The 13,372-nt window shown below is 51.6% G+C and carries 11 protein-coding genes and 2 pseudogenes; 11 read left to right on the top strand and 2 right to left on the bottom strand.

Annotation, left to right across the window (positions count from 1 at the left end):
- The 3 genes from FBQ85_16280 to FBQ85_16270 form a co-directional block, all read left to right on the top strand.
- Positions 1-1,997 (top strand): hypothetical protein (locus FBQ85_16280; GenBank protein MDL1876705.1); only part of this gene is annotated, 1,997 nt, incomplete at its 5' end.
- Positions 1,998-2,056: 59 nt separating this feature from the next.
- Positions 2,057-3,226 (top strand): hypothetical protein, encoded by a 1,170-nt coding sequence (locus FBQ85_16275; GenBank protein MDL1876704.1) that lies wholly within the window; start codon positions 2,057-2,059, stop codon positions 3,224-3,226.
- A 54-nt stretch (positions 3,227-3,280) separates the two neighbouring features.
- Positions 3,281-4,141 carry a PEGA domain-containing protein gene (locus FBQ85_16270; GenBank protein MDL1876703.1) on the top strand — a complete coding sequence of 287 codons (861 nt, stop codon included), beginning with the start codon at positions 3,281-3,283 and terminating at the stop codon, positions 4,139-4,141.
- A 122-nt stretch (positions 4,142-4,263) separates the two neighbouring features.
- Here the strand turns inward: FBQ85_16270 and FBQ85_16265 are convergent, their stop codons facing one another.
- Together FBQ85_16265 and FBQ85_16260 are read right to left on the bottom strand one after the other, a co-directional pair.
- Positions 4,264-4,641 (bottom strand): LysM peptidoglycan-binding domain-containing protein, encoded by a 378-nt coding sequence (locus FBQ85_16265; GenBank protein ID MDL1876702.1) that lies wholly within the window; start codon positions 4,639-4,641, stop codon positions 4,264-4,266.
- A 136-nt stretch (positions 4,642-4,777) separates the two neighbouring features.
- Positions 4,778-5,092 carry a hypothetical protein gene (locus FBQ85_16260; protein ID MDL1876701.1) on the bottom strand — a complete coding sequence of 105 codons (315 nt, stop codon included), beginning with the start codon at positions 5,090-5,092 and terminating at the stop codon, positions 4,778-4,780.
- 293 nt (positions 5,093-5,385) lie between these two features.
- Between FBQ85_16260 and FBQ85_16255 the strand changes: the two genes are divergently transcribed.
- The 8 genes and pseudogenes from FBQ85_16255 (at position 5,386) to FBQ85_16220 (ending at position 13,230) form a co-directional block, all read left to right on the top strand.
- On the top strand, positions 5,386-8,106 hold the full coding sequence (locus FBQ85_16255; GenBank protein MDL1876700.1) for a pullulanase: 2,721 nt from the start codon (positions 5,386-5,388) through the stop codon (positions 8,104-8,106).
- A gap of 56 nt (positions 8,107-8,162) precedes the next feature.
- Positions 8,163-9,056 (top strand): CPBP family intramembrane metalloprotease, encoded by an 894-nt coding sequence (locus tag FBQ85_16250; protein MDL1876699.1) that lies wholly within the window; start codon positions 8,163-8,165, stop codon positions 9,054-9,056.
- Between the two features lie 62 nt (positions 9,057-9,118).
- Positions 9,119-9,772: a CAP domain-containing protein gene (locus tag FBQ85_16245; GenBank protein ID MDL1876698.1), complete on the top strand. Its 654-nt coding sequence runs from the start codon at positions 9,119-9,121 to the stop codon at positions 9,770-9,772.
- 150 nt (positions 9,773-9,922) lie between these two features.
- Positions 9,923-11,023, top strand: coding sequence for a VWA domain-containing protein (locus FBQ85_16240; GenBank protein ID MDL1876697.1), 1,101 nt, complete (start codon positions 9,923-9,925; stop codon positions 11,021-11,023).
- Positions 11,024-11,081: 58 nt separating this feature from the next.
- Positions 11,082-11,165 (top strand): annotated as a pseudogene (locus tag FBQ85_16235) (type II toxin-antitoxin system HicB family antitoxin).
- 64 nt (positions 11,166-11,229) lie between these two features.
- Entirely contained in the window at positions 11,230-11,475 is a 246-nt protein-coding gene (locus FBQ85_16230) for a type II toxin-antitoxin system HicB family antitoxin (GenBank protein MDL1876696.1), read from the top strand.
- Positions 11,472-11,703: pseudogene (locus FBQ85_16225) on the top strand (type II toxin-antitoxin system HicA family toxin). Before FBQ85_16230 ends, FBQ85_16225 begins: the two are co-directional and overlap by 4 nt.
- 15 nt (positions 11,704-11,718) lie before the next feature.
- Positions 11,719-13,230, top strand: a complete 1,512-nt coding sequence (locus tag FBQ85_16220) for a magnesium chelatase (GenBank protein MDL1876695.1) — start codon at positions 11,719-11,721, stop codon at positions 13,228-13,230.
- Positions 13,231-13,372 lie beyond the last annotated feature (142 nt).

Raw genomic sequence — 13,372 nt, 5'->3', positions numbered from 1 at the left:
TGTCGAATCGCGTGGGCTATTCGAACATCTACCGCATCCCATATGGCGTCGAGCGCGCGGAAAAGCGCCCTCTTGAAACTTTGATCGACGGCGAGCGCACCTCCGAGTTCGAAGCATTCAATTTATTGCGCAGCAAACTCGACGCGAACAGCCGGGGCCTGCTGGCGTTCGTTTCCAAAAGCAAGGGACATGATGCACTTTATGTGTATTCTCTGAGTCAGAAGCAAGTCGTCAATCGCTATCAATTCAATGACATCGTCACCATAAGCTCGCCGAGTTGGGCGCCGGACGGAAATCGCTTGGCGTTCGCCGCAACGAATTTTGGCGGCATGCGCGACCTTTACACACTCGATCTGATCGGTGGAAACCTGCGCAAGCTCACCAACGATTTTTACGACGATCGCGATCCGGCCTGGTCGCCGGACGGAAACGTGCTGGCGTTTTCCTCAGATCGCACGGAATATGGCCGGCAAGGCGCCTACAACATTTTTTTCTATCATCTCGAAAGTGATGAGATCGAATACGCCACGTTTGGCCAGCATCGCGACTACGCGCCGGCCTGGTCGCCGGACGGACAGGCGCTGGCGTTGACTTCGGATCGCGACGGCGCATTCAACATTTGGATGTTGCAAACGCCGCGGGAAGATATGCAGGTAGCCATGGCCGCAAATGTCGAAGGTTTGATCGCGAACGGCAAGGTCACGCCAAAACCAGCGTATCCGCGCGCCATCAACGGCATCTCCTCGATGCGGAAGCTCACGAGTTTTACCACGGGCGCATTCGACCCGGAATGGACGGACAAGGGAAGCTTGTTGTTTACCGCTTTCGAACGCTTCAATTTTCAAATTCGTGAATTGGAAAACGTGCAAAAAGTTTATGACGATTCGCCTGTCGTCGCAGTCGATACCTTGCACGCGCGCGCCACACCCTGGACGATTACCAAGCTCGAAGGCGAAATGTCGCCGACGCAATTTTCCTACAAGCGCCGCTTCAGCCTGGACATTGCGCAAAGCCAAATCACGCAAGATCCGATTTTTGGCGCAGCCGGCGGCGCGCAGCTCGCCATGTCGGATATGCTCGGCAACGAGCAGTATCATTTTTTGATTTTCAATAATGCGCAAACCCGCAGCGAGTTTCTGGAGAGCTTCAATCTTGCCATCAGCCGTTTCGATCTTTCGAAACGCGCCAATCATGCCTTCGGCGTTTATCATTTCGCCGGGCGTTATTACAACTACGCGGAAGGTTATTTCTTCGAGCGGCGCTACGGTGGATTCGGCGCCATCAGTTATCCGCTCAGCGTTTTTCAGCGCGTTGAGGCAAGCGTCAATATTCGCCAATCGGACAAGCGCTGGGAAGGGTTTTCGGATAAACTTGAGGGGCTGCTGGTTTCCAATTTTGTGTCTTTTGTGAAGGACAATTCTTTGTGGGGTCCATCCGGCCCGGTTGATGGCGAGCGCTTCAATCTTTCGCTGGGTTATACTGTCGATGTGCGGCAATCGAACATAAACTTCTACACGATCCTCGCCGACTATCGCAAATATTTTCGTTTGGGATTGCGCAATGCCTATGCGATTCGTTTGCAGACGCAATATAACCAGGGCAAGGAGGCGTATCCCTTTTTCATGGGCGGCAGTTGGGATTTGCGGCTGTATCCGCGCTGGCGTATTTGGGGCCAGAAAACATTTTTGGTGAGTCAAGAGTTGCGCTTCCCATTCATTGATGGTTTTGTCGTGGCGTTTCCCTTTGGCGGCCTCGGTTTTAGTTCGATTCGCGGAGCGTTGTTTGTGGATGCCGGCAATGCCTGGGATCAAAAACTCGACCGCATCCTGGGCAGCACCGGGTTTGGCGTACGTTTGCGCGTCGGCGGTTTTCTCGTGTTGCGCTACGATATCGGCCGCCGCTGGTATTGGAACGAGATCGATCGCGGCCTCTCGCCCAACCGGCTGAAACTTGACCGTGAGGTTTATCAGCAGTTTTTCTTCGGCTGGGATTTTTGAAATCGCGTCGATCGCAAACATGCTACGAACCCAGAGTTGACCAAACCATCGAATCTGCAATGACGCCTAGAATACACACACTTTTTTTTACCTCTTTGCTTGTTCTGTTTGCCGGCTGCTCCAAAGCCCCGTTGCAATTGAAACCGCCGTCAAACTCTTCTGCTGACTGGCGCGCCATGGGCTTTGACGCGGGCCGGACCTCGGCGGTGGAGGAGACGTTGGCCCTGCCATTGGTTGAAATTGCCAAATTCAAATTTTCGTCCGCGGTTTCGCAAAATGTCGTGATCAGCCGAGGGCTGATGTTCGTGCCCACGCTTGACGGCCGTTTGTACATGGTTGATTTGGAAAATCATGAAATCGTGCGCAAGAAAAAACTGCCGCAGGGCAATGCCGGCACATTGGCGGCGACTCCCAACTCGATCATGATCGCGCTGCGTTTTGGAAAAAATACGCTCTATCATTATGACATCGTTACCAACAAGCAGTTGTGGCGGATCGATGCCGGCGATATTGCCAGTGAGCCGTTGATTTCCGATAGCGTGGTGTTCATCACCGCGCTGTATCAGCATGTTGATGCCTATCATCTCAAAGACGGGCAGCGGCGTTGGCAATTCAAAACCACCGGGCAATTGCATGCCTCGCCGGTGCTGAGTGAAGGCATACTGGTGGTTGCGGCGAGCGATGGTAAAATCTATGGTCTACGTGCGGAGACTGGCAAAAAAGTTTGGGAAACGGATCTACAGCAACCGATCCTCGCGACGCCGGCCGTTCATCGTCAAAGAGTTTTTGTCGGAACGGCGCGCAATCAATTGGCGGCCTTGGATCTTCTGAACGGCGCTGTAATCTGGCGCACAGCCAATGAGGGCCGCGTTTTTCATTCGCCGGCAGTGAATGACAGTCTGGTCGTCTTCGGTTGTGCGGATGGCCGTTTGCGCGCCTTCGTGCCGGAATCCGGCCGGCTGAAGTGGGAGTCGCGCGCGCTGAGCGTGATCGGCACCGCGCCCTTGCTGGCGGGCGACAAAGTTTTCTTTGGCGCGCTTGATCGTCATCTCTATGCCCTGCGCGCGCATGACGGCGATTTGATGTGGCGCCAGGAACTGCGCGGCCGCGTGCGCACCAATCCCATTTTATGGAATAATCAACTCATCGTCGCCTGTGAGGATCGCGATCTTTATATTTTCGGCCCAAGCTCCAACGGCGGGCAAATGTCAGAAAATTTCAGAGACTAAAGCCGCCGCGTTGAGCGTTCAAGAAATGATTTCGAATCATCTTTTCGAGGTTGAATGATATATCTCAAAAAATATTGGCCGTTTCACCGGCTTCTGGTCTTGAGTCTGGGAGTTTTGCCGGTCGCTACAAATCTCCATGCGCAAGCAGAGAAACCCGATTCTGCGCATAGCGCGGTTGTGTCGATTTTATGCCGGCACGTGGGACTGCCGGTATTGATCGACGACATACATGTCGGAACGACGCCTTTGCAGCATCACTTAATCGCTCCCGGCGAACACGAATTTTCCGTCAAGCGTGAGGACTCGCAAAGCTGGTTCGATGCGGATTGGGTCACACAAGCAACCGTTAGCGCCGGCGACACACTTGAGTTGGTTGCCGAATTCTTGCGGGGATATTTTATCAATTCGACGCCGTACGGAGCACAGGTTTGGCGTAACGGCAGGGTGGAAGGCACAACGCCGCTCGTCTTACGTTTGCCGGAAGGAGTAAGTGCACCGGTTGAAATCACGATGGAAGGCTATCGCCCGCGTTTCATTGAGGTGGGCGGCTCACCGGCCACGCTGATACCCGAAGCGGTGCCGCGGCGTTATGAAATTGTGCTCGAAAAAGATTTGGCCTACGCCACGACGCAGGAGCAGGAGAATATTCGACGAGGCAGCCGCCGGTCGCGCTATCGGCGTTTGAGTTACATCGCGGCCGGAGCGAGTTTGGCGGCCAGCGTTGCAGCCATTTATTTCAAACACGAGGCCGACCAAGCCTATAGACAATATCAAAACTATGGCGATCCTCTTGTGCGCGAGCATTTTTATGATCGCGCCAAACGCTATGACGGCTATTCCGGCGCTGCCTTTGCAGCTTTTCAAATCAGTTTTGCGTGTTCATTTTATGGATTTCTGCAATCCTTGCGAAAGTAGCCTGAACGGGCAGGGCATAACTGCATTGCAGATGAATTTCATAATAAAAGGCCCGGCAATGAATGTTGCCGGGCCTTTTTGTTTTGAGCAAAAAATCAAATTTTCGCGCGCAGCTTGCAAACCTATTTGTTCGGAAGCTTCAATTTTTGACCGACTTTGATAAGATCCGGGTTCGTCAAAATATCTTTGTTGAGATTGAAAATTTCCATATAGCGCTTCGCATCACCGAAGTGCAGCTTCGACAGCTTTGACAATGTGTCTCCCGCTTTCACCGTATAAACGCCAAAAATATCCGTTCGCTCAACTTTGATATCCGCGGCGATTTCGTTTTCCCAGTTGGGATAGGTTTTGATTTTATCCCACAGCAAGTTCTTTTCCAACTGATAGGTCGTCGTGCCTTTGATGTGGAGTTTACCGCCTTCTTCCCGAACATCACCGTTTTTGACTTGCAGCTTGGTCCCCAGATCCAGCAATTCCTGATACTTTTCTTTTAACGCCATTATCCTTCTCCTTTCGTGAATAGTTAAATGACGTTCGTGATACGCATGTTGCGTCCATCACATGACTGTAACAAATGTGCGACTAAAAGCGCCAAGATGCAATAAAAAATTTGGGGCGCGCGATTGGCGCGCGGCATTACTCAAGCAAATCAAGCGCCGCTTGCAACTCGCTGGCAGCGTGCCCGTCTCCGGCCTGGCGCGCGACGCCCACGCCCTCACGATAAACGGCAATCGCCTCAGCCCTCCGGCCAAGCGATTCCAGCAACTGCGCGTATTGATAGTACGTGGGCACATACGCGGCATGTTCCGAATGCAATTGGTGGAAATGCGCCAACGCCTCTTCGGGCCGATTCAGTTTGACGAATTCCAGCGCCACCAGATAGCGCGTAAAGGCATCTGCGGGGTGGGCCGCAAGGCTTTTTTGCAGTTTTTCCAGTCTTTTGGTGTCCATGAGCTTTGATTACTTTCATCGCCTTTTTGGTTTTTGCCGACGAATCTAAAGGGCTTGCGCGAGATAAGCAAGGCCAAATTCGATGCGCCGGCAGTACGTAAAATCAGCTTGGTTGATATACAATTTTTTTTAACTTGTTTTTGAGCGACAATTTTGGGCATTGCGCGGTTTCACACGAATTATGGTATTGCCACTAAGGCTTTCAAGATTTTATTCTAATTTTGAAAAGCTAATCTCTTATTTTTTTCTTGCGTCTGTTATATCCAGATTCTAGCGAACCAAGGAGCGGCGTCGTGATTATTAGACCGTCACGTATTTGGCGAAATCTTGTTTTCGCCTCGGCGATTTCAGCCCATTTGCACGCGCAGGCGGATTTCTCTTTCGAAGAACGCCTGCAAGGCTACAAAATAGACGGCAACGAAACGGTTTTTATTTTTGATGAAGAGGTTTACGGCGTGGCGCCGACGCGGGTGCAGGTAACCGGCGAAATGCGCGGTTGGAGTCAAGACATGGAGGCAAGCGCATGGGCGCTGCACCGCGAAAACAACAATCCCAAGCTTTGGAAGTTGATGCTGGTGAATCCGCGGCTGGAAAAAATTGCGCCGGGGCAACAATTCAAGTTCAGAGTCGATGACGGCCAGTGGCTCTCGCCGCCGGCTGACGCGCCAAATCAGAAAGGAGGCAATTTGGTTTTCGCGCATACCCTCAAGCCGGTAAAGGTGCGCGCCGAGCTGGTGAATCCGCATTGCATTCGCGTTATGATCACCGGCGCTGCGTCTGAACTCTCACTTGCGAGCGCTGATTACCGCCTGTCATTAGCCGACGGCGCCACGATTCCGATTTCCGCAGTATTGCGCATCAGCCCGGAAAAGCTTCAACTGCATCCCGCTCGGGCGCTCGATTTGGCGCGCGTGCATTACGTTGAAGTCCTAAAAATGAACCAGAAAGTCGTCGCTTCGTTCGACGGCTATTTTCGCCATCTCTACTCCGCCAAAGAATTGGGCGCAAACTATGATGCGGCAAAAAAGCAAACCGTTTTCCGCGTATTCGCGCCGCGTGCTACCAAGATCAGGCTTTATGTTTATGAGACGCCGGAATCACCCGCGCAGGAAACGAAGGACATGACGAGGGATGAACTCGGCGTTTGGGAGGCGGCATTGCCCGGCGATTTAGCCGGCAAATATTATGATTTCACGGTTCATGGCCCGAATGATCCCGGCAATTATTTTTATGAACAGCGCCCGGTGCATGTGAATGATCCTTACGCGCGCGTGAATGTTGATGCGCAAGGCCGCAGCCGCGTTTGGCCGCGTGTAAAGCCGCCCGCGCCCCTCGCCAACGGCCGTCCGAAAATGGCAGATTTGATTGCCTACGAAGTTCATGTTCAGGATTTTACCACCGCGCTGGTCGGGCTTGCAGAAAGCAAAAAGGGTACGTTTGCCGGCATGGTCGAACCCGATCTGCGCAATGCTGCCGGAGAAAAAATCGGATTCGATCATCTGCTCGACCTCGGCATAAATGCAGTGCATCTGTTGCCGGTGCAGGAATTCATGCATTATCCCGATGATGAATGGCAGGAGGCATTTCGTAACGATCCCTACATGATCGAGCGCGGCATCAACGAGTATAATTATCAATGGGGTTATCGCATCTCGAATTTTTTTGCCATAGAAAATCGCTATCGCATCAAGGGCACGGAACACGGCAGCCAGAATCAGCAATTTCGTGATATGGTCGAAGCGTTTCACAAAAAGGGCATTGCCGTAATTCTGGATTTTGTCTTCAATCACACCGCCGAGAATATCGATAGTCGCGACTACGTGTTCAACTTCAAAGCATTTGATGCGCAATATTACTATCGCACCGACAGCAACCTCAAACTCATCGGCGCGTTCGGCAATGAAACCAAATCCGAAGATCGCCCGATGGTGCAACGCTGGATCATCGAGCAATGCAAATTCTTTGTGGACGAATACGGCGTTGACGGATTTCGCATCGATCTTGCGGGCTTGACCGACAAGCAAACCCTGCTCGCCCTGCGCCAGGAATTGGGACCGGATATCATTCTTTACGGTGAGCCGTGGATTGATTCAAGCGATCCCAATTTTCAAGTCAATCCCGATTGGGATTGGTACAAAGTCGATGCTCCGATCACCTATTTTGATGATGATTATCGCAATGCGATTCACGGCCCGCCGAGCGCGCCTAAGAACAAAGCGACTGATCGCGGTTATGCCGGCGGCAACGGCAAGCGCGCCGACGCGATGCGCGCGGTGGCCGCAGCATTTGAAACCGAGCACACGCCCGTGAGCGGCATCAATTATCTGGACATTCACGATGATTGGGCGATGGCCGACCGTTTTGCGCATGAGGATTGGGACGGCCGCAAGGGCGTTGATGAAGGCCCATTCAAAATCGCAGCCGCGATGCTGTTTACCTCAATCGGCCCGATCGTGTTGCACGGCGGCACCGAAATCATGCGCAGTAAAGCTTCCGCGCCGCTTGAGGAAGTGGTGAAGCACACGCGCAGCGGGCCAATCTACTTGCACGGTAAGCGTGACAGTTACAATCTACGCCTTGCCAACGAATTTCAATGGGAGACAAAAGGCAAAAAAATCGGCGATGATGGTGGCGCGATCAAAAATAATTATGGCAACATGTACCACTATTGGCGCGGGTTGATTGCCTTGCGTCATAGCAAATACGGCCAGGTTTGCCGGCTTTCAACCAAACCTGCGGACAATTACATCTCATGGTTTTTACCGGCAAATGAAATGTTGCTCGGTTACCTGATCGGTGAAACGCTGCTGGTGTTGGTCAATACTGATATTGAAGATGCGACATTTCACGACGTAAAATTGCCGGTCAACTCACGCTGGCGGCTTGTGGCTGACGCCGGGCAAGTCGATCATGTTAAGGGTGTGATGGGGCGGCAGGATAGTGAATTGCGGCCGCTTTCCGCGATCGATTTAGACGTACCAAAGCAGAGTGTGAAAATTTGGGTGAAGGAGTGACAGAGCGCGGGAATACCAAAACTTTTCCCAAAGAGCCATAACTGCAAGGAAACATCTTGAACGAGTTAAACGCGCCAACGCCCGGTTCCAGAGTCTATCCAAATCTCCCGCAGGCCTTCGGTCTCCTGGGCATTGTCATTTTATTGCTGACGGTGTTAAGCGTACCCATTCAATTCATCGGCACAGCGCTGGAATTTTCCGCGGCGCAACAGCCGCTGGTGTTGGCGATAGCCAATACTGTTGCCATTGGGTTGACATTGCTGTGGGGCGTGAAACGCGCCAATGCTTCCTGGCGAGAAATTTTTCCATTGACGCCCATCAACAGTTCTCTTTTGCTGCCGATGATGTTGACCATCATCGGCATGAATATTCTGCTCTCTGAATGTGACAATCTGTTACGCCTCGTGTTGCCAGTACCAGAATGGCTTGCCGATTTGATGAAAGGCCTTTTTGATCCGAGTAAGGGCATTTGGGCATCAGTTTTGGCTCTGGTCATCGTCGCGCCCGTGACGGAGGAGTTGCTGTTTCGTGGTCTGATTTTACGTGGGTTGCTCGGCAATTTTACCGTGCGTCAAGCCCTGCTGTTTTCAGCGCTATTGTTCGCGTTGCTGCACCTGAATCCCTGGCAATTCATCAGCGCGGCCATTGCCGGTGTACTTTTTGGCTGGTGGTTTGTTGAAACGCGCTCGCTTTGGCCTTGCTTGTTCGGCCATGCGCTGCACAATGGTTTGCCGGTCATTGCTATCTCGCTTTTGCAACTGGAAATTCCCGGCTACACCACGGAATTGAGCAGCACCGTCGAGTTTCAGCCGCTTTGGTTTGATGCGCTTGGCGTGATTCTTACGTTTGCCGGGATTTCATTGACAAAAAATCATTTTCAAAAACTCCGCGAAGCGCGCGCCGAGTCAACGAACACGTTTTTTCGTGACTCCGGCCCAACGCCCCGGTAATCATTCATAGCTTCATTAGCAATAAAGCTTTTAGGAACGTTGCGTTTCATTGAGGAAATCAGATGCAGAAATGGTTGCAAATGCCTTACGCTTTTATTGTGTTACTTGTGTTTTCCCCGTTTATTTTTGAGCGGCAATCGCTTACACCATGCGCTGGCAGTTTTTCGTCTTCACACAACAAATCTGCCGGTTTCGCTGCTGAACATAAGAAATTATCTTTTGCAAAGCCCACGCTCGCAGAGCGGAAATTGCATGCCTTGATCAATGCTTATCGCGCCAGTCACAAGCTTCCGGCCATACCGCTGTCAAAATCCCTGTCGTATGTCGCGCGGACGCATGTGCACGACCTGAATGCCCACCCGCCTGAAAGTCCGTGTAACGCGCATAGCTGGTCCGAACACGGTGTTTGGAGTTCTTGCTGCTATACGCCCGACCATAAGCAGGCAAAATGCATGTGGGATAAACCTGCCGAGCTGACAAACTATAAAGACTCCGGTTTTGAAATCGGCTATTGGACGAGTGCGGAAGCCAATGCCGAGGAGGCGCTGGAAGGATGGAAAACCAGCGCGGCACACAATGCCGTTATCATCAATCAAACGATTTGGAAAAATGAAGAATGGCGAAGTCTCGGCGTTGGGCTTGCCGGGCAGTACGCCGTGGTCTGGTTTGGCAAGAAAAAAGATCCGGACGGCTATTGGGAGGAGAAGGCAGAGTAACCGACTGAAAAGCATTATACAATATGCGGGTTGGCCCTGACAAAAAATCGGGTTTTATCATCCGAACCTTGCATTTGCATTTTCAAATTCGCATATTGCCCGACCCCAAAAACAGCGGGTGTCTGAGAAGCATAACTTCGAGCTGGAGATATGAATTTTCGCTATTCCGAATGGCGTGACGAGCAGAACAAAAGCCGCTTGACGTTCGATGATTTAATGAAGTTGTTCAGTCAACTGCTGCTGCAGAGCGACGGCAATGTCGGGCAGGCGCTGCAATGGCTCACGTATCTTGACCAAAAGCATCGCTTGTTTGATGATGAGCCGGGCAAAGGCCTGGGCAATTTTATTGATTGGATGAAACAACAGGGCTATCTCGACGAAACCAACCGCGAGCTGCGGCTGACGAAGCGAGGGGGCAAGCGCATTCGGCAGGATTCACTCGATCAGGTGTTTTCGTCGCTGCGCAAAAGCCGGATGGGAGGGCAGCACAGCATTCCCAAATCCGGCGAGGGCATCGAACGGCTTTCCGAAACAAAGCGCTATCGTTTCGGCGATGCGCCGAGCAACCTCGATTTTACCAACACCATCAACAATGCGCTCAAACGCGCCGGTATTGATGACATCAATATTGCGGAAGACGATCTCGAGATCTATGAAACCGAGCATATGACGACGTGTGCGACGGTGTTGATGATCGACATCAGCCATAGCATGATTCTCTACGGCGAGGATCGCATCACACCCGCGAAGAATGTTGCGCTGGCGCTCTCCGAGTTGATTCTTACCAAATATCCCAAAGATAGTTTGAATGTGATCGTGTTCGGCGATGATGCGATGGAGGTCAAGGTCGAGGATATTCCGTTCATTAACGTCGGGCCGTTTCACACCAACACCAAAGCCGGATTGCAGCTCGCGCGCACGATTTTGAAGCGCAAACGCAACGTCAATAAGCAAATTTTCATGATTACTGACGGCAAGCCCTCGGCGATTTTCGAATACGGCCGCATTTACAAAAACCCCTACGGCCTGGATCGCAAGATCGTCAACAAAACTCTCGACGAGGCTATGCTGTGCCGCCGGGAAAAAACCACGATCACAACGTTCATGATTGCCGACGATCCCTGGCTGGTTGATTTTGTCAATAAAATGACGGAAGCCAATCGCGGACGCGCGTATTTTTCGTCGTTGAATACGTTGGGAGAGTTTGTGTTTGTGGATTATATCCGCAACCGGCGGAAGCATGTGCGGTAAAAAATATGCTTTCGACGTGTGGTAATGTAGCCGTCAGCATCATAAGCAGAGATACGTTATGAAAAAATATTACACTGCCGTGGTCAAGAAATCCGCTAAATGGTGGATTGGCTGGATCGTTGAAGTGCCTGGAGTGAATTGCTAGGAGCCAACGTGGATTGGCATTTTATACAGAAGAACCCGTTATTTAAGGAATTCATTATTGAATGAGCATACCCATGAAGCTTTACAATTTCACAGCCGTTATCGAGCCCGATGAAAAAGGTTCTCACGCTTTTGTACCCGCGTTACCTGGCTGTCACACCTTTGGGGATACTTTGGATGAAGCTCGTGCTAACATTGCCGAGGCTATGGAGCTTCATATCGAGAGTATGTCTGAGGGAGGGGAACTTATTTCTGTTGAGCGCGAACCTTTATTTATTACCCGTCGCTCGGTTCCGGTGGCAGCATGAGTGACAAACTCCCTTGCGTTGATTGCCAAGAACTGATTCACGCGCTTGAACGAGCAGGTTTCGCGAAGAAACGACAAAAAGGGAAGTCATTCGCACATGTGGCGTGAATCTGATAAAAAGCGTATCACCGTCCCTGTTCATCCCAGCAAGACGCTGCCAACCGGCACATTGCGTGGCATTCTTCGTGATGCGGACATTAGCATTGAAGAGTTTCGCAACTTGCTTTAATCGACTGAAAGCTAAATGACAAGCAAATCACTTCTTGATCTCCGTACCCTCGGCCAGCTTCGCGCCGCGGAATATAAAGTTCTCTCCGTCAAGGATGAAATCCGCAAAAACCTGATTACGAAGTTACGTAATAGGGAGAAAATTTTCTCCGGCATCATCGGTTATGACGAAACCGTAATTCCGGAATTGTGCAATGCCATTCTCTCGCGCCACGACTTCATTCTGCTCGGCTTGCGCGGGCAGGCAAAAAGCCGCATCCTGCGCGCCCTGCCGGATTTGCTCGATGAATATGTGCCGATCTTGAAAGGCAGCGAAATCAACGATAACCCCTTCACGCCGGTGTCGAAGTATGGCGTCGAGATGATCAACGAAGCGGGCGAACACGCTGAGATCGAATGGATCGGCCGGGACCGCCGTTACGGCGAAAAGCTGGCGACGCCGGATGTGACGATTGCGGATTTGATCGGCGATATTGATCCCATCAAAGCCGCGGCCCAACGGTTGCATTATGCGCATGAAGGCATCATCCACTTCGGCATTATTCCGCGCACCAATCGCGGCATTTTCGCGATCAATGAGTTGCCGGATTTGCAGCCGCGCATTCAGGTCGGCCTGTTCAACGTGATGCAGGAGAAAGATATTCAAATTCGTGGGTTCCCGATTCGCATTCCGCTCGACGTTATGATCGTGTATACCGCAAATCCGGAGGATTACACCAATCGCGGCAACATTATTACACCGCTGAAAGATCGCATCGGCTCGCAGATTCATACGCATTACCCCCGCACGATCGAAATTGGCATGCAAATCACGGCGCAAGAAGCCTGGATCAAGCGTGAAAGTGCACCGGTAAAAATTTTGTATTTTTTGAGGCAAGGCATCGAGCAGGTAGCGGTGGAAGCTCGCAAAAGCGAATTTGTAGATCAAAAAAGCGGCGTTTCCGCGCGTTTGACGATTTCTTTCCTTGAGAATCTGGTGAGCAACGCCGAACGCCGGAGCTATGTGACGGGCGATTCTGAGTTGGTGCCGCGGATTTGTGATCTCTACGCGGCGCTGTCAGCGGTCACCGGAAAAATTGAGCTAGTTTACGAGGGCGAGCAGGAGGGGGTCGCCAATGTGAGCAAGGGCTTGATGGGCAAGGCGCTCAAGCAGATTTTCTTGAGTTACTTTCCTGATCCCTACGTGGCGATGAAAAAAACAAATCATGATTACCAAAAAGTAGTGGCCTGGTTCAAGCACGATCGTAAAGTCGATATTTCCGACGCGTTGTCAAATGCGGACTATGTGAAGACGCTGAACAGTGTTGAGGGTTTGAAGGATTTGACGCTCAAGTATTTGCCGGGAACGCGTGACATGTCGCCGGTACAGCTTGCGGTCGGCATGGAATTCGTGCTCGAAGGCTTGCATCAAAACTCCATGCTCAGCCGTGATGAAGTCGGGCCAGTGCGTACGTATTCCGACATGTTGAACCGCATGTTCAGCAATCTTAAGCGTGAGCCAGATGAGGACGATGAAGAGGAAGCCTAGCGCTCTGAGCGCGGCGGGCCGCGGGCAAAATTCCGGCTGCCAGCGGGCGTGATGATGTGGATTTCTGCGAGCCAATTGCCTCTTGCTTCTCGCTAGTCGAATATCTATCTTTGCCAACTCTTAGGCGAAACCCGCTTCATTT

This window comes from Cytophagia bacterium CHB2 (genome assembly GCA_030263535.1).
GTDB lineage: Bacteria > Zhuqueibacterota > Zhuqueibacteria > Zhuqueibacterales > Zhuqueibacteraceae > Coneutiohabitans.
Note: the sequence above shows the minus strand (reverse complement) of the source record. Positions and strands in the feature narration are given on the sequence as shown.